The organism is Cellulosimicrobium sp. Marseille-Q4280, assembly GCF_943181405.1.
In the GTDB taxonomy this organism is placed as follows: domain Bacteria; phylum Actinomycetota; class Actinomycetes; order Actinomycetales; family Cellulomonadaceae; genus Cellulosimicrobium.
In genome coordinates this window covers 543,917-568,225 of the sequence record NZ_CALPBY010000001.1, presented here as the reverse complement: position 1 = coordinate 568,225, position 24,309 = coordinate 543,917, and the positions used below count along the sequence as shown (strand labels likewise).

Here is a 24,309-nt window from a genome sequence, read left to right as displayed (position 1 = left end):
ATGACGTCGGGTCCCTGTCTACGTGGGGGTCCGACTTCATTTGTGTCGTCGAAGACACGCTCGTCCGCCATCGCGAACAGCTACGTCGAAGTGGCACGTCACTGCACAACGGATCGTCCGGCACGTACCTGCCGGTGGAGGGATGTACCCATCATGGCTACGGTCACCTACGACCACGCAACGCGGCTCTACCCCGGGACCGAGCGCCCCGCGGTGGACCAGCTGAACCTGCACATCGAGGACGGCGAGTTCCTCGTCCTCGTCGGCCCCTCGGGCTGCGGCAAGTCGACCTCGCTCCGCATGCTCGCGGGCCTCGAGGACGTCAACGCGGGCAACATCTACATCGGCGACCGCGACGTCACGGACGTCCAGCCGAAGGACCGCGACATCGCGATGGTGTTCCAGAACTACGCGCTGTACCCGCACATGTCCGTCGCGGACAACATGGGCTTCGCGCTGAAGATCGCCGGCACGCCGAAGGCGGAGATCCGCCAGCGCGTCGAGGAGGCCGCGAAGATCCTCGACCTCACCGAGTACCTGGACCGCAAGCCGAAGGCGCTCTCCGGCGGTCAGCGCCAGCGCGTCGCCATGGGCCGCGCCATCGTGCGCCAGCCCCAGGTGTTCCTCATGGACGAGCCGCTGTCGAACCTCGACGCCAAGCTCCGCGTCCAGACCCGTACGCAGATCGCGTCGCTCCAGCGTCGTCTCGGCGTCACCACGGTCTACGTCACGCACGACCAGACCGAGGCCCTCACGATGGGTGACCGCATCGCGGTCCTCAAGGACGGTCTGCTCCAGCAGGTCGGCACCCCGCGCGAGATGTACGACACCCCGCAGAACGTGTTCGTCGCGGGCTTCATCGGCTCGCCGGCCATGAACATCGGTACGTTCACCGTCAACGGTGGCGTCGCCGAGGTCGGCCCGGCCCGCCTGCCGCTCGAGCGCGACGTGGCCGCGAAGCTCACCGAGGCCGACAACGGCAAGGTGACGATCGGCTTCCGTCCCGAGGCCCTCGACGTCGTGTCGCAGGCCAACGAGAGCGCGTTCCCCGTCGAGGTGAACATCGTCGAGGAGCTCGGCTCCGACGCGTTCGTCTACGGCACCCTCAAGGGCGAGCTGGCCGCGCAGGCCGAGGTCCACTCGGGTGCCGGCGACAACCAGGTCATCGTCCGCGTCGACCCGCGCAACGTCCCCACCAAGGGCGAGCGCATCTACGTGGCGATCCGCCCGGGCAACTCGCACGTCTTCTCGGCTGCCTCGGGCCAGCGCCTCAGCTGACCTCCGCACCGCCGACGGGGCGGGTCCGACCTCCGCGTCGGGCCCGCCCTTCGTCGTCCACCCCGAAGCCCGCCGAACCCGGGCTTACGCGCCACCGGAGCCCATCTCTGCCCCACAACCCAGGGTTCGGCGTCAGGACGAGCCGACGCCGGAGCGGGGGTGGGGCGGGTCGTGGCGGGTCTGGCGGGAGCCGCGAGGAACGAGCGGCGGATGGTAGACCCGCCCCGCCCCCGCGCAGGCGTCGGCGGACCCGACCACCACGACCCACGACCCACGACCCACGACCCACGACCCACGACCCACGACCCACGACCCACGACCATGGACAATGGACCCGTGACGGTGCACAACCTGCAGATCACCGCGTCTGCCCCCGACCCGGCTCTCCTCGACCTGCCCTGGGACGTCCCGCTCGAGGACTGGCCGGCTGAGACGCTCGCGGCGCTCCCCCGCGGCATCTCCCGGCACATCGTGCGGTTCGTCCGCCTCTCGGGCCGGGTGATCGCGATCAAGGAGATCGGTGAGACGGTCGCGTACCGGGAGTACGAGCTGCTGCGACAGCTGCGTCGGCTGGAGGTGCCGAGCGTCGTGCCCGTGGGCGTCATCACGGGCCGCAAGGACCCGAACGGCGAGCGGCTGGAGGCCGTGCTCGTCACGGAGCACCTGCAGTTCTCGCTGCCGTACCGCGCGCTGTTCAGCCAGTCGCTGCGACCGGACACCGCGACGCGTCTCATCGACGCGCTCGCCGTCCTTCTCGTGCGGCTGCACCTCGTGGGCTTCTACTGGGGCGACGTGTCGCTGTCGAACACGCTGTTCCGCCGGGACGCCGACACGTTCGCGGCATTCCTCGTGGACGCGGAGACCGGTGACCTGCACCGCGAGCTCTCGCCGGGCCAGCGCTCGTACGACGTCGACCTCGCACGCACGAACATCATCGGCGAGCTCATGGACCTCGCGGCGGGCGAGCTGCTCGACGAGGACGTGGACGTGGTCGCGATCGGCGACGCCCTGGTCGCGCGGTACGAGGAGCTGTGGGAGGCCCTCACGACGTCGGAGTCGTTCGGCGCCGACGAGCGGTGGCGGGTCGCGGCGCGCATCGAGCACCTCAACGACCTCGGCTTCGACGTCGGCGAGCTCGCCATCACGACCGACATCGACGGCACGACCGTCCAGATCCAGCCGAAGGTCGTCGACGCGGGCCACCACTCGCGGCGGCTGATCCGGCTCACCGGTCTCGACGTGCAGGAGAACCAGGCCCGGCGCCTCCTCAACGACCTCGACTCGTTCCGCGCCGCCACCGACCGGCAGAACGACGACGAGGAGTTCGTCGCGCACGACTGGCTCAGCGGCGTGTTCGAGCCGACGATCCAGGCCGTCCCGCGCAACCTGCGTCGCAAGCTCGAGCCGGCGCAGCTCTTCCACGAGATCCTCGACCACCGGTGGTTCATCTCGGAGCGCGCGGGCCGCGACGTGCCGATGGCGGAGGCCACGCGCTCGTACGTCGAGAACGTGCTGCAGCACCGTCCGGACGAGAAGTCGATCCTCGGCCTCGCACCGGGCGAGAAGGACCCGGAGTACTACGGCTGACCGCCGGCAGGCCGCCGTCGCAGTGACGACGGCGGCCGGTCGGGTCAGTCCTGCGCCGCCGCGCGCAGGCGCGCGACCTCGTACAGCGAGATGCCGGTCGCGACGGCGGCGTTGAGCGACTCGGTGTCGGAGTCGATGGGGATGGACGCGACGACGTCGCACGCCTCGCGCACGAGGCGCGACAGCCCCTTGCCCTCGGACCCGGCGACGACGACGAGCGGCTCGGTCGCGAGCTGGAGCTCGCCGATCGACGTCGTGCCGCCTGCGTCGAGCCCGACGACGAAGCAGCCCGCCTTCTTGAGCTCGCCGAGCGCGCGGACGAGGTTCGTGGCCCGCGCGACGGGCACGCGTGCGGCGGCGCCCGCGGACACCTTCCACGCGGACGCGGTGACGCCGGCCGCCCGACGCTCGGGCACGAGGACGCCGTGCGCGCCGAACGCGCCGGCGGAACGCAGGACCGCACCCAGGTTGCGGGGGTCGGTCACGCCGTCGAGCGCCACGATGAGCGGCGCCCGGTCGGACGCGGCCGCGGCGTCGAGCAGGTCGTCGACGTCCCGGTAGTCGTACGGCGGGACCTTGAGCGCGACGCCCTGGTGCACGGCGCCGTCGGTGAGGCGGTCGAGCTCGGGCTTGCCCACCTCGAGCAGCTCGTAGCCGCGTCCGGAGACGATGTCGAGGATCTCGCGGGTGCGGTCGTCGGCGTCGAGACGGGAGAAGAGGTAGACCGCCTCGACGGGGATGCCGGCGCGCAGCGCCTCGAGCACGGAGTTGCGGCCGGTGACGATCTCCTGGACGCCGCCACGACCCTTCGGGGAGCCGCCGCGTCCGCTGCGCGCACCGCCCGGTCGCTGGCCCGCCGCCTTCTTCTCGGCGGCCACCTTGCGCTGGTGCGCCGGGTGGTAGACGCGGTCCTCGGCCTTGGGCGTGGGGCCACGGCCCTCGAGCGCCTTGCGGCGCTGACCACCGGAGCCGACGGTCGCGCCCTTCTTGCTCCCGGCCTTGCGCATCGCGCCGCGTCGTTGTGAGTTGCCTGCCATGGGTCTGCCCGTCGTGTCGTCGGTCGTTCAGGTCGTGGTGCGCCGCCGCGCGGGTCGCGGGCGGCGGCGGTGGCCGGGGGTCTCGCGCGAGCCCCTCGGTCCATGCTCGGTCAGCCGAGGCTCCAGCGCGCGCCGTCGGCGGAGTCCTCGACGACGATCCCGGCCGCCGCGAGGCGGTCCCGGATCGCGTCGGCGGTCGCGAAGTCCCGTGCGGCGCGCGCCTCGGCGCGGGCCGAGATCTCGGCGCCCACGACCGCGTCGAGCGCGGCCGCGTAGCGCGAGTCGCCGGCGTCGGCCCACTGCGGGTCGCCCGGGTCGAGGCCGAGCACCTCCAGCATCGCGCGCAGCGCGACGAGGTGGTGGCGCGCGACGGCGTCTGCCGCGCTGCTGCGGTCGGCGAGCGCCGAGTTCCCCGCGCGCAGGTGCTCGTGCACGACGGCGAGCGCCGCGGGCACGTTGAGGTCGTCGTCCATCGCCGTGGTGAAGGCCGTGGGGAGCTCGGCGTCGCGCACGTCGCCGACGTCCCCGACGCGCTCCGTGGCGCGCTCGACGAACCCGGCGAGGCGCTCCCACGTGGTCTGTGCCTCGGTGACGGTCGCGGGCGTCCACTCGAGCATCGAGCGGTACTGGACGGACGCGAGCGCGTAGCGGAGCACCGCGGGGCTGGTGGTCTCGAGGACCTCTCGCACCAGCAGCCCGTTCCCGAGCGACTTGCTCATCTTCGTGCCGCCCTGCGTGACCCACGCGCTGTGCAGCCAGTGGCGCGCGAAACCGTACCCGGCGGCGTGCGACTGCGCCTGCTCGTTCTCGTGGTGCGGGAAGCGCAGGTCCAGGCCGCCGCCGTGGATGTCGAACGTGTCGCCGAGGTAGCGACGGGCCATCGCCGAGCACTCGAGGTGCCAGCCCGGCCGCCCGCGGCCGAACGGTGTCTCCCAGGACGCCGTGGCCGGCTCGTCGTCCTTGGGCGCCTTCCAGAGCGCGAAGTCGCGCGGGTCGTGCTTCGCGGCGGCCTCGTGCGCGTCGGCGGGGACGTCGTCGGGCACGGGGTTGAGGTCCTCGAGGCGCTGGTTGGTGAGCGAGCCGTACTCGCGCCAGGACCGCACGTCGAACCAGACGTCGCCCGGCCCGGTGGTGTACGCGTGGCCGCGCCCGACGAGCCGCTCCATGAGCTCTACCATGTCGGGGACGTGCCCGGTCGCGCGCGGCTCGTAGGTGGGCGGCAGCACGCCGAGCGCGTCGTACGCGGCCGTGAACGCACGCTCGTACGTCGCGGCCCACGCCCACCACGGCTCGCCGGCCGCGGCGGACTTCGCGAGGATCTTGTCGTCGATGTCCGTGACGTTCCGGATGAGGGTGACGCGCGAGCCCGCGCGGCGCAGCCAGCGCACGAGGAGGTCGAAGGCGACGGCGGAGCGCATGTGACCGATGTGGGGTGCGGCCTGGACGGTCGCGCCACACAGGTAGATGCCGACCTCGCCCGGGGTCTGGGGCACGAAGTCGCGCACGTCCCGCGTGGCGGTGTCGAACAGGCGAAGGGTCACGTCCGCAAGGGTACCGGGGCGGCGCTGCCCGGTCCGAACGGCGTCGCGGTCAGCCGAAGGTGCGCCCCTCGCCGCGGTACGTCGGCACGACGTCCACGACCTCCTCGCCGCGCACGAGGTGCACGACGTCGAAGCGCTCCATGACCTCGCCCGCCTTGGCGTGACGGAACCACACCCGGTCGCCGACCTCGAGGTCGGCCGCCCGCCGGTTCGTCCGGTGCAGGGGCGTCTGGACCTCGCCGGCCCCCTCACGCCCGGTGAGCGACCACCCGGACGTCACGACGAGCGGGAGCCGGCTGCGCGCCGCGGGCCCGGACGCGACGTACCCGCCGCCGAACGCCGTGGCCCAGCCCGGCGCGGGGACACGGACCACGTCGAGCCCGAAGAACGCCGCGGCTCGCGGCCGGAACGCGCGGTACCCGTCGAACAGCCCGGGGACGTAGAGGCCCGAGCCGGCGGTCACCTCCGTCACGACCGGGTCGGCGGACGAGGTCTCGAGCGAACCGGTCCCCCCCGAGTTCACGAGCTCCACGTCGTGCCCGACGACGCCCCGCACCGCCTCCACGACCTCGCCACGGCGGGTGGCGAGGTCGGCGACCGACGCGCGCTTGACGAGGCGGACCGCGGGGCTGCCGTCGGGGAGCCCGGCGACCTGCGCCTCGTAGAACATGACGCCGCGCAGCCGCAGGCCCGGCTCCGCCACGACGCGCGCGGCGAGGGCGGCGGCGTCGTCGGGGGTGCGCACGGGCGAGCGCCGCGTGCCGAGGTGAGCGACGAAGGGTCCGACACCCACGCGCAGGGACGCGTCGACGTCGAGGGCGACCTGCACCGGCGCCGCGTCCGGCCCGACGCCGACCCCGGCCAGCGCCTGGCGGACGAGCGCGACGTGCGCGGCGTCGTCGACCATCAACGTGATCTCGCGGCGCGCCGCCTCGTCCCTGGCCAGGGCGGCGAGCGCGCCGCGGTCGACGCTGGGGTAGGCCACGAGCACGTCGCGCGTCCCCTGCCCGACCAGCCACAGCGCCTCACGCACCGAGAACGCCATGACGCCACGGAACCCGCGCCCGAGCGCGCGGTCGGCGAGCGCACGCACGCGCACCGACTTCGACGCGAGGCGGACGGGCGTGCCGCCGGCGCGCCCGATCAGCTCGTCGGCGTTCGCGTCGAACCGGTCGAGGTCCACGACGGCGAGCGGCCCGTCCAGGCGCTCGGTCGCCCGGGTGAGGCGCGCCAGCAAGGACGGCGACGTCCCTGTCCCGGGTCCCGTGGTGTGCTGCTCGTCGGTCCCGGCGTCGCGGCCCCCCACCGCTCGCGCCGTCGTCGTGGCCTCGCCCATGGGAGAAACGTACGCCACCGGGACCTCGCCGCGGCACGGGTCGCGCGTGAGACAGTACGTGCTGTGAGCAGCGACGACGCCCTCCCCTGGACGAACTGGGCCGGTACGGCCACCGCGACCCCGCGTCGTCGGACCACCCCGCGGGACGAGGCCGACCTGGCCGCGCGCGTGGCCGGCGCCGCGGACGAGGGTCTGCGCGTGCGCGCCGTCGGGGCGGGTCACTCCTTCACACCCGCGGCGGTCACGGACGGGCTGCTGCTCGACCTCGACCGGCTGAGCCTCGTCGAGCGCATCTCCCGCGAGGGCGACGCGGTGCACGTCACGGTCGGCGCGGGCATCCGCCTGCACCGGCTCAACGCAGCCCTCGCCGCCGCAGGGCTCGCGATGCGCAACCTCGGGGACATCGACCGGCAGTCGATCGCCGGCGCGATCTCGACGGGCACGCACGGGACGGGCGGGCGCCTCGGCGGGCTCCCGACCCAGGTGCGCGGCGTGCGCGTCGTGGGCGCGGACGGGACGGTCCGCGAGGCGACGTCGACACAGGATCCCGACCTCTTCGAGGCGAGCCGGCTCGGGCTGGGCGCGACCGGCGTGCTGTCCGCGGTGACGCTCGAGGTGGTCCCCGCGTTCCTCCTGCGGGCGCAGGAGGAGCCGTGGCCGCTCGCCCGGGTGCTCGACGGGCTCGCGGCGCCGGACGACGACCACGACGGGCTGGTCGGCGGGAACGACCACGTCGAGTTCTACTGGTTCCCGCACACGCGGCGCGCGCTCACCAAGCGCAACAACCGCCTCGCGCCCGACGAGGAGGCGAGGGAGCTCGAGCGCCTGCGCACCGGCCCGGGCGCCGTCGCCCGCGCCCGCACGTGGATCGACGAGGAGCTGCTCTCCAACGGCGCGTTCGAGCTCGTCAACCGGGTCGCGAAGGCCGTGCCGCGGGTGACGCCGCACCTCAACGAGGTCGCGGCCCGCGCGCTCGCGCCGCGCACGTACGTGGCGCCGTCGTACCAGGTGTTCGTCACGTCCCGCCGGGTCAGGTTCCGCGAGATGGAGTACGCGGTGCCGCGCGAGCGCCTCGTCGACGTCCTGACGGCGATCGACGACTGGCTGGAGCGGTCGGGCGAGCACGTCCCGTTCCCGGTCGAGGTGCGCTTCGCGGCACCCGACGACGTCTGGCTGTCCACGGCGCACGGCCGCCCGACGGCGTACGTCGCCGTCCACCAGTACGCCCGGCTGTCCCACGAGCGGTACTTCGACGCGGTCGAGAGGATCGTCGCCGAGGTCGACGGCCGACCGCACTGGGGCAAGCTCCACGGCCTCGACGCCGCGCGCTTCCGCGAGCTCTACCCGCGGTTCGACGACTTCCTCGCCGTCCGGGACGCCGTCGACCCCGGTGGGGTGTTCACGAACCCGTACACCGACACGGTCCTCGGCCCGCCTCCGGGGCGGTAGGTCGGCCGGTAGGTCGGGCGGCAGGTCGCCGCGAGCCGCCCGGGAGCTCGTACGGCCGGAAGGCCGGAACTCGTCAGGCGCTCGCCCGGACCCCGTCGTCCTCGGGCCGCTCGACCTGCGTGAGGACGTAGTCGGCGAGCGCGTGGAAGCTCGCGATCGCGACGTCGTCGTCCTGCTCGACCAGCCACGCGATCTCGATGCCGTCGATGTAGCCCGCGACGAGCCGCGACAGGAAGCGCACGTCGAGCCGGTAGCTCACCCCGGCGCGCCGGGCGACCTCCTCGAGGATCCCCTGGGTCATGTTCCACGTCTGCTCGAGGTGCGCGTGCGCGACGGACCGCAGCGCGCGGCTTCGCACCCCGGCGGTCGCGAACTCGAACGTCAGCAGGCGCATGTGCCGACGGGGTGTCAGCCCCTCCCACAGCGCGTCCGCCGCGGCGTGCGCGAGGACGACGACGTCGGTGCTCGCGTCGAGCGACGCGCGGACCGGCTCGGACGCGACGAGGGCGAGGCTGTTGCCCATCGCCTGGAGGAGCTCGTCCTTGTCCTCGAAGCAGTAGTGGACGACGCCCAGGGAGACGCCTGCCTCGGCGGCGACCCCGCGGATGGTCACCGCTTCAACCCCCTCGCGGACCGCGATGGTCATCGCTGCGTCCACGAGCTGGGCCCGGCGTTCTTCGACGGACATACGGTTCATGTGCGGTTCATCCCATGTGTCGTGCTCTGGGAAAGTGAAACACATCGTGAGGCTTCCCACCGATCGTACGGGTCCGTGATCGGCCTGGCACGCGGGGCCCACCACGCGCGAGAATGGCGCGTCGGGGACATCCCGGCCACCGCGCCTGACGAGACGGAGCCCCGTGCGACCTGCTGCTCACCGCCCCCTTCTCGCCATGTCCCTCGTGGCGTCCGCACTCGTCCTGGCAGGCTGCGGGGCCTCCGGCGAGCCCGACGCGACCGCGAGCCCGGCGACGTACGCGGTGCCCGACGTCCCCGTCTCGGTGACGGCCCCCGCGGGCTGGGAGCGCCTGACTCAGGACGGCGCGTTCGCGGTCCGCTCCCCCGACGGGTTCGGCGACCCGGCGTTCCAGGCCGACGTCGTCGTCACGGGCGAGGCGGCGGGCGGCCCGCTGGACGACGCCGGCGCCGCCACCGCGGAGCGCGTCGCCGCGATCGACGGCTGGGTCCCCGACGCGGAGGGCCAGGGCGCGACGACCCTCGGGGAGACCCCCGCCTATCGCGTCTCGGGCACGGTCGACGTCGGCGGGACGCCGGTCGCCCAGGAGGTCCTCCTCGTCGGGTCGACCGCCGCCGACGGCGAGCCGTGGACGGTGTACCTCACCGCGTCCCACGCCGTGGAGGACGCCACCGGGGCGGAGCAGGCGCGCTCCGTCCTGACGAGCGTGCAGGTCACGCCGGCGGGCTGACCGCCACGACGAGCGCCGTCGCGACGGCCGCGACGCCCTCGCCGCGCCCCGTGAGACCGAGGCCGTCGGTGGTCGTGGCCGTGAGCGTCACGGGGGCGCCCGCCGCCGCGCTGAGCGCGGCCTCCGCCTCGCGCCGGCGGGAGCCGACGCGCGGCCGGTTGCCGATCACCTGGACCGCGACGTTCCCGATCTCGAACCCTGCCGCCCGGACGCGGCGCGCGGCCTCGGTGAGCAGGCTCGCACCGCTCGCCCCGGCCCACTCCGGCGCGGACGTGCCGAAGTTCGACCCCAGGTCTCCGAGCCCGCTCGCGGAGAACAGGGCGTCCGCCGCGGCGTGCGCGGCGACGTCGGCGTCGGAGTGGCCCGCCAGCCCTCTCTCCCCCGGCCAGTGCAGGCCGCCGAGCCACAGGGGGCGCTCGTCGCCCTCGGCCGCGTACGCGTGGACGTCGACCCCGACGCCCGTGCGCGGGAACGCCGTGGGCGCTCCCCGCGGCGTGGACGGGACGGTGGTCTCCGACGGGTCCGTCGTCATCGTGACTCCTGAAGGGTGAGCTCCGCGACGCGCAGGTCGTGCCGCGTGGTGATCTTCACCGCGGCGGGGTCGCCCGGGACGACGTGCACGTCGTGACCGAGGTCCTCGACGAGGCCGGCGTCGTCGGTCGCCGCCACCGCCTCGTCGCCCGCGCGGTGCTCGGCGACCGCGTGCGCGCGCTCGAGCAGCGCCCGGTCGAAACCCTGCGGCGTCTGGACCGCACGCAGCACCGACCGGTCGACGGTGCCGGTGACCCGCTCGGCGCCGACGGGGTCGTCGGGGTCCGTCGGGTCGACGCGCTTGACGGTGTCGGTCACGGGCAGCCCGGGCACGACGGCGGCGTGCCCGGCGCGCACCGCCTCGACCACGCGCCGCACGAGAGAGGGCGGCGCGAGGGGCCGGGCGGCGTCGTGCACGAGCACGACGTCGACCGGACCGGAACCGGGCGCCGCGTCCGCGCCGGCGAGGCCGGCTCGCAGCCCGGCGGCGACGGAGGCCTGGCGTGTGCCCGAGCCGGCCACGGCGCGCACCGGACGGTCGACGCCGGGGTCGTCGCGCAGCATCGCGCCGACGTGGTCGACGAGGTCGGGGGGCGCCGTCACGACGATCGCGTCCACGACGCCCGAGGAGCACAGACGCCGCGCGGCGTGCACGACGAGGGGCAGCCCGTCGAGCTCGACGAGCGCCTTCGGGACGTCCATCCCGAGGCGCGTCCCGGAGCCTGCGGCGGTGAGGACGGCGAGAGTCGGCACGGCCACACGGTATCCCGTGCTGCACCTGCCCGACCGTCCCGCCCGGTCGTCCGTCGCGCCCGGTGGGACGACGACGGGAGGGTGGCCGTCCGTGGACGGCCACCCTCCCGTGGTGTCGAGCGCCGGGCCCTCGTGCGAGCCGCCCGGTGGATCAGGACGCGAGGACCTCGTCGAGGATCGCCTCTGCCTTGTCCTCCTCGGTGTGCTCGGCCAGCGCGAGCTCCGAGACGAGGATCTGCCGCGCCTTGGAGAGCATCCGCTTCTCACCGGCCGACAGGCCCCGGTCGGCGTCCCGGCGGGACAGGTCACGCACGACCTCGGCCACCTTGATGACGTCGCCCGACGCGAGCTTCTCGAGGTTCGCCTTGTACCGGCGGGACCAGTTGGTCGGCTCCTCCGTGTAGGGTGCACGAAGCACCTCGAACACACGGTCGAGACCTTCCTGGCCGACGACGTCACGCACGCCGACGAGGTCGACGTTCTCGGCTGGGACTTCGATGGTCAGGTCACCCTGGGCGACCTTGAGCTTGAGGTAGATCTTGTCCTCGCCGCGGATCGTACGCGTCTTGATCTCTTCGATCAGTGCGGCGCCGTGGTGCGGGTAGACAACGGTCTCGCCTACTGTGAACGTCATCTGCAGATGTCCCCTTTCGCGGAGGTCCATCTTACCACGGGCCTCTGTGGATATCCGAGCCCCGGGCACCTTTCCGCGCCCCCGCGCACCGGTGTTCGTGCAGGTCAGACGCCTCTGCGTGCCCGTCACGAACGGGTCGCGAACGCGTCCGGAACGGCGCGCAGCGCCCGCGGACGAGGACGCACTAGGCTTGGCCCGGAACCCCTCAGCCCCCTCGCGCCCCTGGAGAGCACGTGACCCGCACCACGACCACCCGAGCACGCCGGACCTTGCGGGCCTGGGCCGTCCCCGTCGTCGTCGCGACCGTCGCCGCCACCGCCGCGTGCTCCCCCATCGAGACGAACCGGCCATACTCGCCGTCCGACGGCCTCCGGGTGAACCTCACGGACGACCTGCGCGGGCTCAACCTCATGGTCGTCACCGCGGGCGAGGGCGAGCCGGGCGCGGTCATCGGTGCCTTCGCGAACGACACCAGCGAGGACGTCGAGTTCGAGCTCGCCCCCGAGGGCGGCGCCGGCCTGACCGTGCCCGTCGAGGCCGGGTCGACCGTGTACCTCGGCACCGAGGACGGCTTCGACGCCCAGCTCGGCAGCGTCGACGCCGCTCCGGGCGGCGTCCTGCCCGTGACCGTCTCCGTGAGCACGGGCGAGGAGGAGACCCTCTCCCTGCCGGTCCTCGACGGGACGCTCGAGGAGTACGCGCACCTGATCCCCTGAGCCGGCCCGGCGCGGGCTCGCCGCGCCACGCCGAGCAGCACGACGGCGCCGCTCCCCTCGGTGGGGAGCGGCGCCGTCGTGCACGGGCCCGGGAGCCGGGCTCGGGGCTCAGCCGAAGCGGCCGGAGATGTAGTCCTCCGTGGCCTGCTGGGACGGCGACGAGAACATCGTCGCGGTGTCGTCCATCTCGATGAGCCGACCCGGCTTGCCGGTGCCCGCGATGTTGAAGAACGCGGTGCGGTCGCTCACGCGCGCCGCCTGCTGCATGTTGTGCGTGACGATGACGATCGTGTACTCGTCCTTCAGCTCCGCGATGAGGTCCTCGATCGCGAGCGTCGAGATCGGGTCGAGCGCCGAGCACGGCTCGTCCATCAGCAGCACCTGCGGCTTCACCGCGATCGCACGGGCGATGCACAGGCGCTGCTGCTGCCCGCCGGACAGGCCGGACCCCGGACGGTCGAGGCGGTCCTTGACCTCGTTCCACAGGTTCGCGCCGCGCAGGGACGCCTCGACGAGGTCGTTGGCGTCCGACCGCGAGATGCGCTTGTTGTTGAGCTTGACGCCCGCGAGCACGTTCTCCTTGATCGACATCGTCGGGAACGGGTTGGGACGCTGGAACACCATGCCCACCTGCCGACGCACCGCGACGGGGTCGACGCCGTTGCCGTACAGGTCGACGCCCTCCATCGCGACGGTGCCCTCGACGCGCGCACCGGGGATCACCTCGTGCATCCGGTTGAGGGTGCGCAGGAACGTCGACTTCCCGCAGCCGGACGGGCCGATGAAGGCCGTCACCGACTTGGGCTCGATCGCCATGCTGACGTCCTGCACGGCGAGGAAGTCGCCGTAGTAGATGTTGAGGTCCTTGACGTCGATGCGGTTGCTCATGTCGTGCGGTCCTTCCGAGGTCCCGGCGCGGTGCGCCGCCGGCCGAGGGGTCGTGTGTGCTCCGCCGCCACGCGCGGCGCTCGGGGTGCTCATCGGCCCTTCTTGGGCGAGAACCAGCGGCCGACGAGGCGGGCCACGAGGTTGAGGAGCATCACGATGATGATGAGGGTGAGCGCCGCGGCCCAGGCGCGGTCGACGCCCGTCCCGCCCTGTGCCCACTGGCGGTAGGCGAACACCGGCAGGGTCGCCATGCGTCCGTCGAAGAGGTCCCAGTTGACCGAGTTGACGAGCCCGATGGTCAGCAGCAGCGGGGCGGTCTCGCCGATGACGCGCGCGACGGCGAGCATGACGCCCGTGACGATGCCCGCCATCGCGGTCGGGAGGACGACCTTGACGATCGTCAGCCACTTCGGCACGCCCAGGGCGAGGGACGCCTCGCGCAGCTCGTTCGGGACGAGGCGCAGCATCTCCTCCACCGAGCGGATGACCACCGGGGTCATGAGCACCGCGAGCGCGACGGCGCCCATGATGCCCGCGCGGTAGGCCGGGCCGAAGAGCAGCGTGAAGAGCGCGAACGCGAAGAGGCCCGCGACGATCGACGGGATGCCGGTCATCACGTCGACGAGGAACGTGATGCCGCGGGCGAGCGCGCCGCGGCCGTACTCGACGAGGTAGATCGCCGTGAGGATGCCGAGCGGCACCGCGATGACGGAGCACGCGAGGGTGACGAGCAGCGTCCCGACGATCGCGTGGTAGACCCCTCCGCTCGTCATCGCGCCGTAGACGCCCATCATGTCGGTGGTGAGGAACTCCCCGCTGAAGAGCGCCGCGCCCTTCGAGACGACGGTCCACACGAGCGAGACGAGCGGGATCATCGCGAGGAGGAACGCGAAGGTCACGAGCGTCGTCGCGAGGCGGTCGGCGGCGTAGCGGCCGCCCTCGACCACGCGGGACGTGATCGTCAGCCCGACGGCGTACAGGACGGCGCCCAGGCCGACGACGCCGCCGAGCGTCGGCGACGCGACGAGGAGGAGCACGAGGAACGCGACGACGAGCGACCCGCCGACGAAGGCCCAGGGCGTCCAGCGCGGGAGGCGCGTGCCGCTCGCCGTCAGCTCCAGCGCCGTCTGCTGGACGGGGGTGTCGACGGTCATCAGTTGGCTCCCGAGAAGTCCTTGCGGCGGGCGACGATGGCGCGCGCGGCGAAGTTGACGGCGAAGGTGATGACGAAGAGCGCGAGCCCCGTGGCGATGAGGACGCTCACGGAGAGCCCCGACGCCTCGGGGAACTGCGCCGCGATGTTGGCCGCGATCGTCTGGTGCTGGCCCGGCTTGAGCAGGAAGAAGGAGTAGAGCATCCCGGGCGAGATGACCATGAGCACGGCCATGGTCTCGCCGAGCGCACGACCGAGGCCGAGCATCGCGGCGCTGATCACGCCCGAGCGGCCGAACGGGATGACGGCCTGGCGGACCATCTCCCAGCGCGTCGCGCCGAGGGCCAGCGAGGCCTCCTCGTGCAGCGTCGGCGTCTGGAGGAAGACCTCGCGCGAGACGGCGGTGACGATCGGCAGCAGCATCACGGCGAGCACGACGGCCGCGGTCATGATGTTGCGCGCCGGGGCCTGGTAGCCCTCGAACAGCGGGATGAACCCGAGCGCGGAGGAGAGCCAGCGGAAGAACGGGTCGAGGATCGGCGCGAGCCACAGCGCGCCCCACAGGCCGAAGACGACCGACGGGACGGCGGCGAGCAGGTCGACGAGATAGCCGAGGCTCTGCGCGAGGCGCCGCGGCGCGTAGTGCGAGATGAAGAGCGCGATGCCGACGGAGACGGGCACCGCCAGCAGGAGCGCCAGGACCGACGCGAGGACGGTCCCGAAGACGAGCGGGCCGATGTACGCGAGCAACGACCCCCCGGAGAACCAGGAGATCTCGGCGAGCTCCTCGGGGCTCGCCGTGAGGGCCGGCCACGCCTCGACGACGAGGAAGGCCGCGACGGCGGCGAGCGTGACGAGGATGACGATGCCGGCGCCGTGCGCCAGGCCGGAGAAGATCTTGCCGCCGACGCCGGCCGTCGGCTTCCCGCGCTGCGGGGACGCGGCCTCGGCGCTCCGCCGGGGTGGGCTGGTGACGCTCACTGGTGCTCCGTCGTGTGGTGGGGACGAGATGCGGGGACGCCTCGGGCGGGCGGGAGGACGAGTCGCCCTCCGCCCGCCCGGGGGTGGTCAGCCCTGGACCGTGATGCTGTCGAGCGCTGCCTCGACCTCGGCACGCAGGTCGTCCGAGATCGGGGCCGCGCCGGCGACGTCGGGCTCCGCCGCGCGGGCCTGGCCCTCCTCGCTGGCGACGTAGCCGAGGTAGCCCTTGACGTTGTCGACGTCGGCCTGCTCCTCGTAGGTGCCGCACGCGATCGAGTACGAGATCAGCACGAGCGGGTACGCGCCGGCCTCCGTCGTGGCGCGGTCGATCTCGACGACGAGCTGCGTCTCCGACGCGCCCTCGGCGCGCGGCGAGGCGTCGACGACGGCGGCAGCGGCCTCGGGCGAATACGGGACGTACTCCTCGCCGACCTTGACCGCGACGGTGCCGAGGTCGCCGGCACGCGACGCGTCCGCGTAGCCGATCGCGCCCTCGGCGCCGGTCACGGTGTCGATGAGACCCTGCGTCTGGGCGCCGGACTGGCCGCCCTCGACCGGCCAGTCACCGCTGGCCTCGTGCGGCCAGGCGCCGTTCGACGCCGCCGCGAGGTACTCGGTGAAGTTCTCCGTCGTGCCCGACTCGTCGGAGCGGTGCACCGGGATGATGTCGATCGCGGGCAGCTCGACGCCCTCGTTCTCGGCGGCGATCGCCGGGTCGTCCCACGAGGTGATGTCGCCGTTGAAGACCTTGGCGAGCGTCTCGGCGGACATGTTGACGTTGTCGGCGTCGACGTCCGGCAGGTTGTAGACGACCGCGATGGGGCTGATGTAGAGCGGGAGCTCGAGGACGTCGCCGCCGTAGCAGCGCTCCTGCGCCGCGGCCAGCTCCTCCTCGTCGAGCGCTGCGTCCGAGCCGGCGAACTGCGTCGCGCCGGCGATGAACTGCTCGCGGCCGCCGCCGGAGCCGACGGCGTCGTAGGTGACGGTCACGCCGGGAGCCATGTCGCCGAAGCCGGCGATCCAGCCCGCGACGGCGTTCTCCTGGGAGGAGGCGCCCGCACCGGCGAGCGTGCCGCTGAGGCTCTCGAGGTCGCCCCCGGCAGAGCTCTCGGTGCCGCCCGGCTCGGTGTCGGAGCCGTCCGAGCCGTCGGAGCTGCAGGCAGCCAGCGTGAGGGCGAGAGCGCCCACCATGACCGCGGTACCCGCGCGGGAGATTCGGCTGAGCTTCACGAGTCGATCCATCCTGTTCGAAGCTGTGCGAGGCACCGGCGAGTACCGGTGACGCTCAGGACGGTAGGAGGAGCGGGTGACGCGTTCACCGAGTCCCGATGAACGCGAGGTGAACAGTGCACAGACGTTTCCGGGCAGGGTGCGCATCGTCCCGGGACGCCCCTTTCTCGGCCGTCCCGGGACGTGCTGCTAGGGCTGGACGGTCACACCGTCGGCGATCTTGTACCCGAGGCCGCGGACCGTGAGGAGGAACCTGGGCGACGCCGGCTCCGGCTCGATCTTCGAGCGGATCCGCTTCACGTGGACGTCGAGCGTCTTCGTGTCGCCCACGTAGTCCGTGCCCCAGACACGGTCGATGAGCTGGCCGCGCGTGAGGACACGTCCCGCGTTGCGCAGCAGGAGCTCGAGCAGCTCGAACTCCTTGAGCGGGAAGGGCACGACCTCGCCCGCGACGGTCACCGTGTGCCGCTCGACGTCCATGCGCACCGGACCGACCTCGAGCGTCCCGTCGTCGACCACCTCGTGCCCGTTCTCCCCGCCCTTGCGGCGCAGCACCGCGCGGACGCGGGCGAGCAGCTCGCGGAACGAGTACGGCTTCGTCACGTAGTCGTCCGCCCCGAGCTCGAGCCCGACGACCTTGTCGATCTCGGAGTCCTTCGCGGTCAGCATGATGACGGGGACGTCACCGCGCTGGCGCAGCTCTCGGCAGACCTCCGTACCGCTCAGGCCCGGGAGCATGAGGTCGAGGAGCACGATGTCGGCCCCGCCCGCGTCGTACTGCTCCAACGCCTCGGTGCCCGTGGCCGCCTCGACCACGTCGAAGCCCTCGCGCCGCAGCTGGTACGCCAGCGGGTCGCGGTACGACTCCTCGTCCTCCACCACCAGGATGCGCGTCACGCGCCTACCTCCTTGTTCCGTACGTCGTCGTTCGTCGTGTCGTTCGTGTCACCGGCGTCGGCACCGTTCCTAGCGCCGACGCCCCGGGGGATCCCGGAGAGCCCGTCGTGGGCCGCGCCGGCGGGGAGCTGCACCGCGGCGGGGATGCGGATCGTGAAGGTCGAGCCCCGGCCGGGCTCCGACCACATGGTCACCTCGCCGCCGTGGTCGGCGGCCACGTGCTTGACGATGCTCAGGCCGAGCCCCGTGCCGCCCGTGTCGCGCGAGCGCGCGGGGTCGACCCGGTAGAACCGCTCGAACACACGGGCCTGCTCGTCGGCCGCGATACCGATGCCCTGGTCGACGACGACGATCTCGACCAGGTCGCCGGCCCGCGCGACCCCGACCCCGACGCGCGTGTTCTCCCCCGAGTACGCGACCGCGTTGTCGAGCAGGTTGCGCACCGCGGTGACGAGCAGGTTGTGGTCCCCGTACACCGCGGCGTCGAGGTCGCCGCCGGTCGTCAGCGTGATGCCCTTGCCCTGCGCGGTCGTGCGCGCGCGGTCCACGGCCTCCTCGACCACCCCCCGTACGGGGACGACCGTGACCTGCTGCAGCGCTCCGGCCACCTGGAGCCGGGAGAGCTCGATGATCTCCTGCACGAGCGCGGACAGCCGGGTCGCCTCCGACTGCATGCGCGCCGCGAAACGTCGCACCGCGACCGGGTCGTCGGCGGCGTCCTGCACCGTCTCCGCGAGGAGCGCCAGCGCGCCGACCGGCGTCTTGAGCTCGTGGGACACGTTCACCACGAAGTCGCGCCGGATCGCCTCCACGCGGCGCGCCTCGGTCCGGTCCTCGGCGAGCACGAGCACGTGGTCGGGCCCGACCTGCGCGACGCGCACCTGGAGCAGCACGGTGCCGCGGCCGACCGGCCCGCGCGGCAGCTCGAGCTCCTCGTCGCGGATCACGCCGTCGCGCCGCACGTCGTCGATGAGGTCGCGGATCGCGGCGTGCGCGATCGCGTCGCCGCGGACGACCCCCAGCGCGTACGCGGGCGGGCTCGCGCGCACGACGTCGCCCTCGCCGTCGAGCACGACGGCCGCCGACCGCAGCACCGCGAGCACGCGGACGAGACCCTCGTCCAGCTCGCGCGCCGGTTCGGGTGCGCCCCTGCGCTGCTCGCGCTCGCTCAGGCGGAACGCGACCGCGGCGATGACGCCGACGACGACGCCGACGATCCCGGCCAGCAGCACGGTCGCGCCCTCGATGAGGCTCTCGGCTTCCACACGTCCAGCGTACGGTCGGCCGCGACGCGTCCCGGACTGCGGGCGGCCCTCCCCGGACCGGGACGGCAAGAGTTCACCTTGCGGCGTCCTGGCGTTCATCGCGCGGACCATCTCGGATGGAAAGGTGACCGGAGCCGACGACGCATCCGGCTGCCAGGAACCTGCGAGGACCACGAGGAGCACTGCGCCGGCGCGTCCCGGGCGCGCCGACCGGTGCTGTCCGGTGCCGTCCGGTCACGACGAGAGGGAAGCGATGCGGGAGATCTTCGAGGCCGAGCTGAAGCAGGTCGGTGACGACCTGGCCGAGATGAGCCGGCTGGTCGAGGCGGCGATGAACCGCGCCGGACAGGCGCTGCTCACGGCGGACCTGCAGCTCGCGCAGCAGGTCATCGCGGCCGACCACACCATCGACGCCATCGAGCGGGAGCTCGACGAGCGCTGCGTCCTCCTGCTCGCGAAGCAGCAGCCGGTCGCCACCGACCTGCGCGTGGTGGTCAGCGCGCTGCGCATGAGCGCGACGCTCGAGCGCATGGGCGACCTCGCCCGTCACGTCGCGCAGGTCGCCCGCGGCCGATACCCCTCGCGTGCCATCGCGCCGACGCTGCACAGGACGTTCGAGCAGATGAACGACGCCGCGGTGCGTGTCGCTCGCCGCACGACGACGCTCCTCACCACACGGGACCTCACGGTCGCCGCGAACATCGAGCGCGACGACGACCTGCTGGACCGCCTTCACCAGGACACGTTCACGGCCCTGCTGGACCACTCCTGGGACGGCACGACGCAGGAGACCGTCGACGTGACGCTCGTCGGCCGCTACTACGAGCGGTTCGGCGACCACGGCGTCTCCATCGCGAAGCGCGTCACCTACCTGGTGACGGGCGACTTCGCCGACGACCGCGGCATCCCGTCGGGCCAGGCGCGCGCGACGGCCTGATCCCCCGCCCGGTGCCGAGAGGGCACGGCGGCACGAAGGAGGCGCGGATCGTCGATCCGCGCCTCCTTCGTGCCGTCACGCCCTGATGACGCTCAGCGGCCCTGGTTCGCCACGGCCGCGGCGGCCGTCGCGGCGGCCTCGGGGTCGAGGTAGCGGCCACCGCGCGTGACGGGCTTCAGGTCCTCGTCGAGCTCGTACAGCAGCGGGATGCCCGTCGGGATGTTGAGCCCGGCGATGTCCTCGTCGGAGATCCCGTCGAGGTGCTTGACGAGCGCGCGCAGCGAGTTGCCGTGCGCGGCGACGAGGACAGTCTTGCCGGCCTTCAGGTCGGGGACGACCTCGCCCTCCCAGTACGGCAGGGCGCGCTCGAGCACGTCCTTGAGGCACTCGGTGCGCACGACCGGCGCGTCGGCGTAGCGGGGGTCCGCGTCCTGCGAGAACTCCGAGCCGAGCTCGATCTCCGGCGGCGGCGTGTCGTACGAGCGGCGCCAGAGCATGAACTGCTCCTCGCCGTACTCCTCGAGGGTCTGCTTCTTGTCCTTGCCCTGCAGCGCGCCGTAGTGGCGCTCGTTGAGGCGCCACGACCGCTTGACCGGGATCCAGTGGCGGTCGGCGGCGTCCAGCGCGAGGTTCGCCGTCGTGATGGCGCGGCGCAGGAGCGAGGTGTGCACGACGTCGGGAGAGATCTGCGACTCCGCGAGGAGCTCGCCGCCACGCTTCGCCTCCTCGATCCCCTTCTCGGAGAGGGCCACGTCCACCCAGCCGGTGAAGAGGTTCTTGGCGTTCCAGTCGCTCTCGCCGTGGCGGAGCAGCACGAGGGTGTAGGTCATGGCTCCATCCTGCCGCACGCCTCCGGGGCGGGGCACGTCCGGTCCACGGGCTGGTGACCGGCCGGTGACCGATGCCGCCCGCCGCAGGACGGACGTCCTCGCACGGCGAGGACGTCCGCGGGGAATGTCGCCCCCGGCACGCACGTTGGGACGGGCATGCCGATCCACGGAGACTACGCACCCAGCACCAGCGGTTGGGCCCGCAAGCAGGCCGAGACGTACGAGACGTCCGGGGGGACGAAGGCCACGACGCTGAACGGTCTGCCCGTCGTCGTGCTGACGACCCTCGGGCGACGCTCCGGGAAGGTCCGCAAGACCCCGCTCATGCGTGTCGAGCACGACGGCGAGTACGCGGTCATCGCCTCGCTCGGCGGCGCCCCCGAGCACCCCGTCTGGTACCACAACGTCCTCGCGCACCCGCAGGTCGAGCTGCAGGACGGCGCCGAGCGCCACGACTACGTCGCGCGCGAGGTGCACGGCGAGGAGAAGGCGCTGTGGTGGCAGCGCGCCGTCGCCGCGTACCCGCCGTACGCGGACTACCAGGAGAAGACGACGCGGGAGATCCCGGTCCTCGTGCTGGAGCGCACGACCGACGCCTGACACCGCCGGGCACGGCCCGCAGCGACCGCCGCGCGCCGGGGTCAGCGCGCCGCGCGGACCTTCGTCGCCTGGGCGTAGACGTCGAGCATGCGGCGTGCAGCGGCGTCCCAGCCGAACCGCTCGCTGACGCGCCGCGCACCGACGGCGAGCGCGGCGCGACGGTCGTCGTCCGCGAGCAGGTCCGCGAGCGCACGGGCCCAGGTCCACGGGTTGTGGTCCGGGACGAGGACGCCGGACTCGCCGTCGACCACGACGGTCGTCAGGCCGCCGACGGCAGCCGCGACCACGGGCGTCCCGCTCGCCTGCGCCTCGGCGGCGACGAGCCCGAACGTCTCGTTGTGCGAGGGCACCGCCACGAGGTCGGCGGCCCGGTAGTAGTCGACGAGCAGCGCGCGCGCCACGGGCGGCCGCACGACGACCTGGTCGCTGACGCCCAGCTGGTAGGCGAGCGCCTCGAGCTCCCGGACAGCCGTCGGGCGCCCGCTCGGTCCGCCCAGGACGACGAGCGTCGGCACGGGCTCGTCGTGGTCGGCGAGCACGCCGAGCGCACGGACGAGGACGTCGGGCGCCTTGAGCGGCTGGACGCGGCCGGCGAACAGCACGAGCCGGCCCTCGGTGGGCAGACCGAGCTCGTCGCGCAGCGCGCGGCGCCGCTCCGCGCGCTCCGCCGGCCCGGCGCCGTCGCGCACGCCCGGGGAGAAGAGGTCGAGGTCGACGCCCGGGGGCACGACGTGGACGCGCGCCGGGTCTGCCGCGTAGTCGCGCACGAGGTCGTCGCCCTCGGCGTCGGTGCTCGCGACGAGCGCGTCGGCCTCCGCGACGACCTGCTCCTCCCCGATGATCCGCCCGAGCGGCTCGGGCGCGTCCCCGGGCGCGAGCGCGGCGTTCTTCACGCGCGCGAGCGTGTGCATCGTGTGCACGAGCGGCACGTCCCAGCGGTCGGCGGCCAGCCACCCGACCTGGCCCGACAGCCAGTAGTGGGTGTGCACGACGTCGTACCAGCCGACGTGGTGCCGCGCCTCCGCGCGCAGGACCCCCGCGGTGAACGCGCAGAGCTGCCCGGGCAGGTCGTTCTTGTCCAGTCCCTCGAACGGGCCGGCGGCGACGTGCCGCACGGTCACGCCCTCCGCGACCTCGACGACGGGCGGCTGGGCGGACGACGTCGCGCGCGTGAAGATCTCGACCTGCGCACCGTGCCGCGCGAGCGCGCGCGCGAGCTCGGTGACGTAGACGTTCATCCCGCCCGCGTCGCCCGTTCCCGGCTGGTCCAGGGGCGAGGTGTGGACGGACAGCATCGCGACGCGCAGGGCGTCGCCGTCGGGGCGGCCGGTGGTCACCGCGTCACGCCTCCACGACGCAGGCGGGGGCGGGGAGCGCGAGGACGTCGAGCACCTCGCCGAGCCCGTCGCTGCGGCGCACGCGCAGGAGCGCGAGGTTCGACGACGGCCCGTCGCCGGCCGCCAGCGGGTCGTCCTGCTGGTTCGCGACGACGACGAGGTCGTGGGTCGGTTCCTCGCCGCTCACCGGCAGCAGGACCGCGAGGTGGCGCGGCCACGTCCCGCCGACCGGGCTGTCAGCCAGGTGGCGCAGTCGCGGGGGCGCGCCGTCCGGCCCGTGCTCGACCGCGTGCACGGCGAGCACGTCGGCACCCCGCACGCCCACCACGACGCGCGCGCCGTCCGGCGTGACCTCGACGTGCGACGGGAAGCTCCGTCCGCCGTCCGGCGCGGTGGCGAAGGTCACCGGGTACCGTGCGACGACGTCGTAGCGGCCGTCGCCCGCGGGCGCGAGGATGAAGAGGGCCGGGTCGAGCTCCCCCACGACGACGAGATGACCGCCCGGAAGGGTCGCCAGGTGTCGGGGCCCGGTCCCGGGCGGGAACGTCGCGACGACCGCGGGCGGCGCGCCCTCGGCGGCTGCGGGGTCGTGCCGACGCAGCTCGTCCGTCCCGAGGTCGACCACGAGCACGCCCCCCTCGCCGTCGTCCGCGACGAAGTGCGCGTGCGGTCCCTCCTGACGCTCCGCGTCGGGTCCGGTCCCCGCGTGACCGTACCGACGCGTCGAGCCCGTGAGAGCGCCGTCGCTCTCGGTGGCCGCGACCGTGAGGACGCCGTCGCCGTAGTTGGCGACGAGCACCTCGCCGGGCCGGGCGAGGACGTGGCAGGGCGAGTCGCCGCCGGTGGGGATCCCCGGGCCCAGCGGCCGGAGCGTGCCGTCCGCGGAGACGTCGAACGCCGAGAGAGTGCCCTCCGGGGTCTCCCCGACGGCGTAGAGCGTGCGGGCCGTGCCGCCCCCGGGCGGGACGGGGGCCGTCAGCGCGAGGAACGACGGCGACGGCGTCGTGGCGACGAGACGTCCACCGACGAACGCGCCCTGCTCGACGTCGACCTCGACCTGCCAGACACCCTCCGGCACGTCCGACCCGGGGTGCGGGTAGGTGCCGATCCACAGGGTGCGCGTCGAGAAGGTCATAGCCCGAGCGTAGTTTCTCTCCCGTCCGCTCCCGACACGACGACGGGGCGCCCGCCGCCCGGTCGAGGACCGAGAGGTGGTGCGCCCCGTGCGGGTCGAGCGTCAGTGCGCCGCGTCGTAGGCGGCCTGGATCTCCTGGGAGATGCGGCCGCGGTCGTTGACCTTGTGTCCGTTCGCCCGGGCCCACTCGCGGATCTCGGTCGCGCGGGCGGAACCCGTGCTGCGGCCACGGCGCGCCGCCGGGCGTGCGGAGGTGCGCGACGAGACCTTGCGGGCGTTGCCGACCCACGAGGCGAACGCGTCGCGCAGCTGCTGCGCATTCTTCGTGCTGAGATCGATCTCGTAGGAGACGCCGTCGAGCGCGAAGGTCACCGTCTCGTCCGCCGCCCCTCCGTCGATGTCGTCCACGAGAATTACCTGGACTTTCTGGGCCACTGTTGATTCCTCACGCTTCACAGGAAGGAGATGACCTGTCCAGCATGCCCCAGCACGACAAGCACGTCAATTGTCTTTGCCGCGCGTCCAGGGGATAACGTCGTCCGGTGCGATGAATCCGTGCATGGCCCGAACGTCATGCCGCGTCGCGACCGGAATCCACGGCCACCCGCGAACGCATTTCCTCTTCGGCGTCGAGCCGCGCGAGAGCCGCTCGTTCGTTGCGGTCCGCGCGCACGATGTACCGCATGGCGAACCAGAACAGCAGCCCCACGCCGACCGAGGGGACGAGGGCGCCGAGCACGGGCAGCACGTCGTTCATGATCTCGATC

25 protein-coding genes are annotated in these 24,309 nt (G+C 73.2%); 7 read left to right on the top strand and 18 right to left on the bottom strand.

Annotated features, from left to right (window positions below; all coding sequences use genetic code 11):
• The first annotated feature begins 153 nt into the window (after window positions 1-153).
• Complete coding sequence (locus NFS20_RS02530; RefSeq protein ID WP_251150160.1) at window positions 154-1,278, top strand: ABC transporter ATP-binding protein; 1,125 nt, start codon at window positions 154-156, stop codon at window positions 1,276-1,278.
• 321 nt (window positions 1,279-1,599) lie between these two features.
• Entirely contained in the window at window positions 1,600-2,865 is a 1,266-nt protein-coding gene (locus NFS20_RS02525; RefSeq protein ID WP_502800766.1) for a DUF4032 domain-containing protein, read from the top strand.
• 44 nt (window positions 2,866-2,909) lie between these two features.
• Here NFS20_RS02525 and rlmB read toward each other — a convergent pair whose 3' ends face one another.
• From rlmB to NFS20_RS02510, 3 genes are all read right to left on the bottom strand, one after another.
• Window positions 2,910-3,902 (bottom strand): 23S rRNA (guanosine(2251)-2'-O)-methyltransferase RlmB, encoded by a 993-nt coding sequence (gene rlmB, locus NFS20_RS02520; RefSeq protein ID WP_251150159.1) that lies wholly within the window; start codon window positions 3,900-3,902, stop codon window positions 2,910-2,912.
• Window positions 3,903-4,012: 110 nt separating this feature from the next.
• Window positions 4,013-5,443, bottom strand: a complete 1,431-nt coding sequence (gene cysS / locus NFS20_RS02515; protein ID WP_251150158.1) for a cysteine--tRNA ligase — start codon at window positions 5,441-5,443, stop codon at window positions 4,013-4,015.
• Window positions 5,444-5,492: 49 nt separating this feature from the next.
• Window positions 5,493-6,779, bottom strand: coding sequence for an alanine racemase (locus tag NFS20_RS02510; protein WP_251150157.1), 1,287 nt, complete (start codon window positions 6,777-6,779; stop codon window positions 5,493-5,495).
• A 63-nt stretch (window positions 6,780-6,842) separates the two neighbouring features.
• Here NFS20_RS02510 and NFS20_RS02505 point away from each other — a divergent pair, with 63 nt between their 5' ends.
• Window positions 6,843-8,228, top strand: coding sequence for a D-arabinono-1,4-lactone oxidase (locus NFS20_RS02505; RefSeq protein WP_251150156.1), 1,386 nt, complete (start codon window positions 6,843-6,845; stop codon window positions 8,226-8,228).
• 73 nt (window positions 8,229-8,301) lie between these two features.
• On the opposite strand, the gene NFS20_RS02500 is transcribed toward NFS20_RS02505, so the two are convergent.
• A complete protein-coding gene (locus tag NFS20_RS02500; RefSeq protein ID WP_251150155.1) occupies window positions 8,302-8,925 on the bottom strand; it encodes a TetR/AcrR family transcriptional regulator in 624 nt (207 codons plus the stop codon).
• A gap of 196 nt (window positions 8,926-9,121) precedes the next feature.
• On the opposite strand from NFS20_RS02500, the gene NFS20_RS02495 reads away from it, so the two are divergent.
• The gene (locus NFS20_RS02495) at window positions 9,122-9,655 is read left to right on the top strand and encodes a hypothetical protein (RefSeq protein ID WP_251150154.1); all 534 of its coding nucleotides are present in this window, start codon (window positions 9,122-9,124) and stop codon (window positions 9,653-9,655) included.
• Here NFS20_RS02495 and ispF read toward each other — a convergent pair.
• The 3 genes from ispF to NFS20_RS02480 all read right to left on the bottom strand — a co-directional run bounded on the left by ispF (window position 9,639) and on the right by NFS20_RS02480 (window position 11,573).
• The gene (gene ispF, locus NFS20_RS02490; protein WP_251150153.1) at window positions 9,639-10,187 is read right to left on the bottom strand and encodes a 2-C-methyl-D-erythritol 2,4-cyclodiphosphate synthase; all 549 of its coding nucleotides are present in this window, start codon (window positions 10,185-10,187) and stop codon (window positions 9,639-9,641) included. The genes NFS20_RS02495 and ispF overlap by 17 nt on opposite strands.
• The gene (ispD, locus tag NFS20_RS02485; RefSeq protein ID WP_251150152.1) at window positions 10,184-10,939 is read right to left on the bottom strand and encodes a 2-C-methyl-D-erythritol 4-phosphate cytidylyltransferase; all 756 of its coding nucleotides are present in this window, start codon (window positions 10,937-10,939) and stop codon (window positions 10,184-10,186) included. Before ispD ends, ispF begins: the two co-directional genes overlap by 4 nt.
• A 151-nt stretch (window positions 10,940-11,090) precedes the next feature.
• Window positions 11,091-11,573 carry a CarD family transcriptional regulator gene (locus NFS20_RS02480; protein WP_031315710.1) on the bottom strand — a complete coding sequence of 161 codons (483 nt, stop codon included), beginning with the start codon at window positions 11,571-11,573 and terminating at the stop codon, window positions 11,091-11,093.
• A 233-nt stretch (window positions 11,574-11,806) separates the two neighbouring features.
• On the opposite strand from NFS20_RS02480, the gene NFS20_RS02475 reads away from it, so the two are divergent.
• Window positions 11,807-12,289, top strand: coding sequence for a hypothetical protein (locus NFS20_RS02475; protein ID WP_251150151.1), 483 nt, complete (start codon window positions 11,807-11,809; stop codon window positions 12,287-12,289).
• 108 nt (window positions 12,290-12,397) lie between these two features.
• On the opposite strand, the gene pstB is transcribed toward NFS20_RS02475, so the two are convergent.
• From pstB to NFS20_RS02445, 6 genes are all read right to left on the bottom strand, one after another.
• Window positions 12,398-13,177: a phosphate ABC transporter ATP-binding protein PstB gene (gene pstB / locus NFS20_RS02470; RefSeq protein ID WP_251150150.1), complete on the bottom strand. Its 780-nt coding sequence runs from the start codon at window positions 13,175-13,177 to the stop codon at window positions 12,398-12,400.
• 89 nt (window positions 13,178-13,266) lie between these two features.
• A complete protein-coding gene (pstA, locus tag NFS20_RS02465) occupies window positions 13,267-14,331 on the bottom strand; it encodes a phosphate ABC transporter permease PstA (protein WP_251150149.1) in 1,065 nt (354 codons plus the stop codon).
• Window positions 14,331-15,311: a phosphate ABC transporter permease subunit PstC gene (gene pstC / locus NFS20_RS02460; protein WP_251150148.1), complete on the bottom strand. Its 981-nt coding sequence runs from the start codon at window positions 15,309-15,311 to the stop codon at window positions 14,331-14,333. The genes pstA and pstC overlap by 1 nt, the downstream gene beginning before the upstream one ends.
• 87 nt (window positions 15,312-15,398) lie before the next feature.
• Window positions 15,399-16,541: a phosphate ABC transporter substrate-binding protein PstS gene (locus NFS20_RS02455; RefSeq protein WP_251150147.1), complete on the bottom strand. Its 1,143-nt coding sequence runs from the start codon at window positions 16,539-16,541 to the stop codon at window positions 15,399-15,401.
• Between the two features lie 189 nt (window positions 16,542-16,730).
• The gene (locus NFS20_RS02450) at window positions 16,731-17,438 is read right to left on the bottom strand and encodes a response regulator transcription factor (RefSeq protein WP_251150146.1); all 708 of its coding nucleotides are present in this window, start codon (window positions 17,436-17,438) and stop codon (window positions 16,731-16,733) included.
• The gene (locus NFS20_RS02445) at window positions 17,435-18,703 is read right to left on the bottom strand and encodes a sensor histidine kinase (RefSeq protein WP_251150145.1); all 1,269 of its coding nucleotides are present in this window, start codon (window positions 18,701-18,703) and stop codon (window positions 17,435-17,437) included. Before NFS20_RS02445 ends, NFS20_RS02450 begins: the two co-directional genes overlap by 4 nt.
• Window positions 18,704-18,956: 253 nt before the next feature.
• Here NFS20_RS02445 and phoU point away from each other — a divergent pair, with 253 nt between their 5' ends.
• Entirely contained in the window at window positions 18,957-19,640 is a 684-nt protein-coding gene (gene phoU, locus NFS20_RS02440; protein WP_251150144.1) for a phosphate signaling complex protein PhoU, read from the top strand.
• Between the two features lie 92 nt (window positions 19,641-19,732).
• On the opposite strand, the gene NFS20_RS02435 is transcribed toward phoU, so the two are convergent.
• Complete coding sequence (locus NFS20_RS02435) at window positions 19,733-20,470, bottom strand: phosphoglyceromutase (RefSeq protein WP_251150143.1); 738 nt, start codon at window positions 20,468-20,470, stop codon at window positions 19,733-19,735.
• 156 nt (window positions 20,471-20,626) lie between these two features.
• Between NFS20_RS02435 and NFS20_RS02430 the strand changes: the two genes are divergently transcribed.
• The gene (locus NFS20_RS02430) at window positions 20,627-21,070 is read left to right on the top strand and encodes a nitroreductase family deazaflavin-dependent oxidoreductase (protein ID WP_251150142.1); all 444 of its coding nucleotides are present in this window, start codon (window positions 20,627-20,629) and stop codon (window positions 21,068-21,070) included.
• A gap of 41 nt (window positions 21,071-21,111) precedes the next feature.
• Here the strand turns inward: NFS20_RS02430 and mshA are convergent, their stop codons facing one another.
• The 4 genes from mshA to NFS20_RS02410 form a co-directional block, all read right to left on the bottom strand.
• Window positions 21,112-22,365: a D-inositol-3-phosphate glycosyltransferase gene (gene mshA / locus NFS20_RS02425; protein WP_251150579.1), complete on the bottom strand. Its 1,254-nt coding sequence runs from the start codon at window positions 22,363-22,365 to the stop codon at window positions 21,112-21,114.
• Window positions 22,366-22,411: 46 nt separating this feature from the next.
• Window positions 22,412-23,542, bottom strand: a complete 1,131-nt coding sequence (locus NFS20_RS02420) for a lactonase family protein (RefSeq protein ID WP_251150141.1) — start codon at window positions 23,540-23,542, stop codon at window positions 22,412-22,414.
• A 102-nt stretch (window positions 23,543-23,644) separates the two neighbouring features.
• The gene (locus NFS20_RS02415) at window positions 23,645-23,977 is read right to left on the bottom strand and encodes a histone-like nucleoid-structuring protein Lsr2 (RefSeq protein WP_251150140.1); all 333 of its coding nucleotides are present in this window, start codon (window positions 23,975-23,977) and stop codon (window positions 23,645-23,647) included.
• 136 nt (window positions 23,978-24,113) lie between these two features.
• On the bottom strand, window positions 24,114-24,299 hold the full coding sequence (locus NFS20_RS02410) for a hypothetical protein (RefSeq protein ID WP_251150139.1): 186 nt from the start codon (window positions 24,297-24,299) through the stop codon (window positions 24,114-24,116).
• Between the last annotated feature and the right edge of the window lie 10 nt (window positions 24,300-24,309).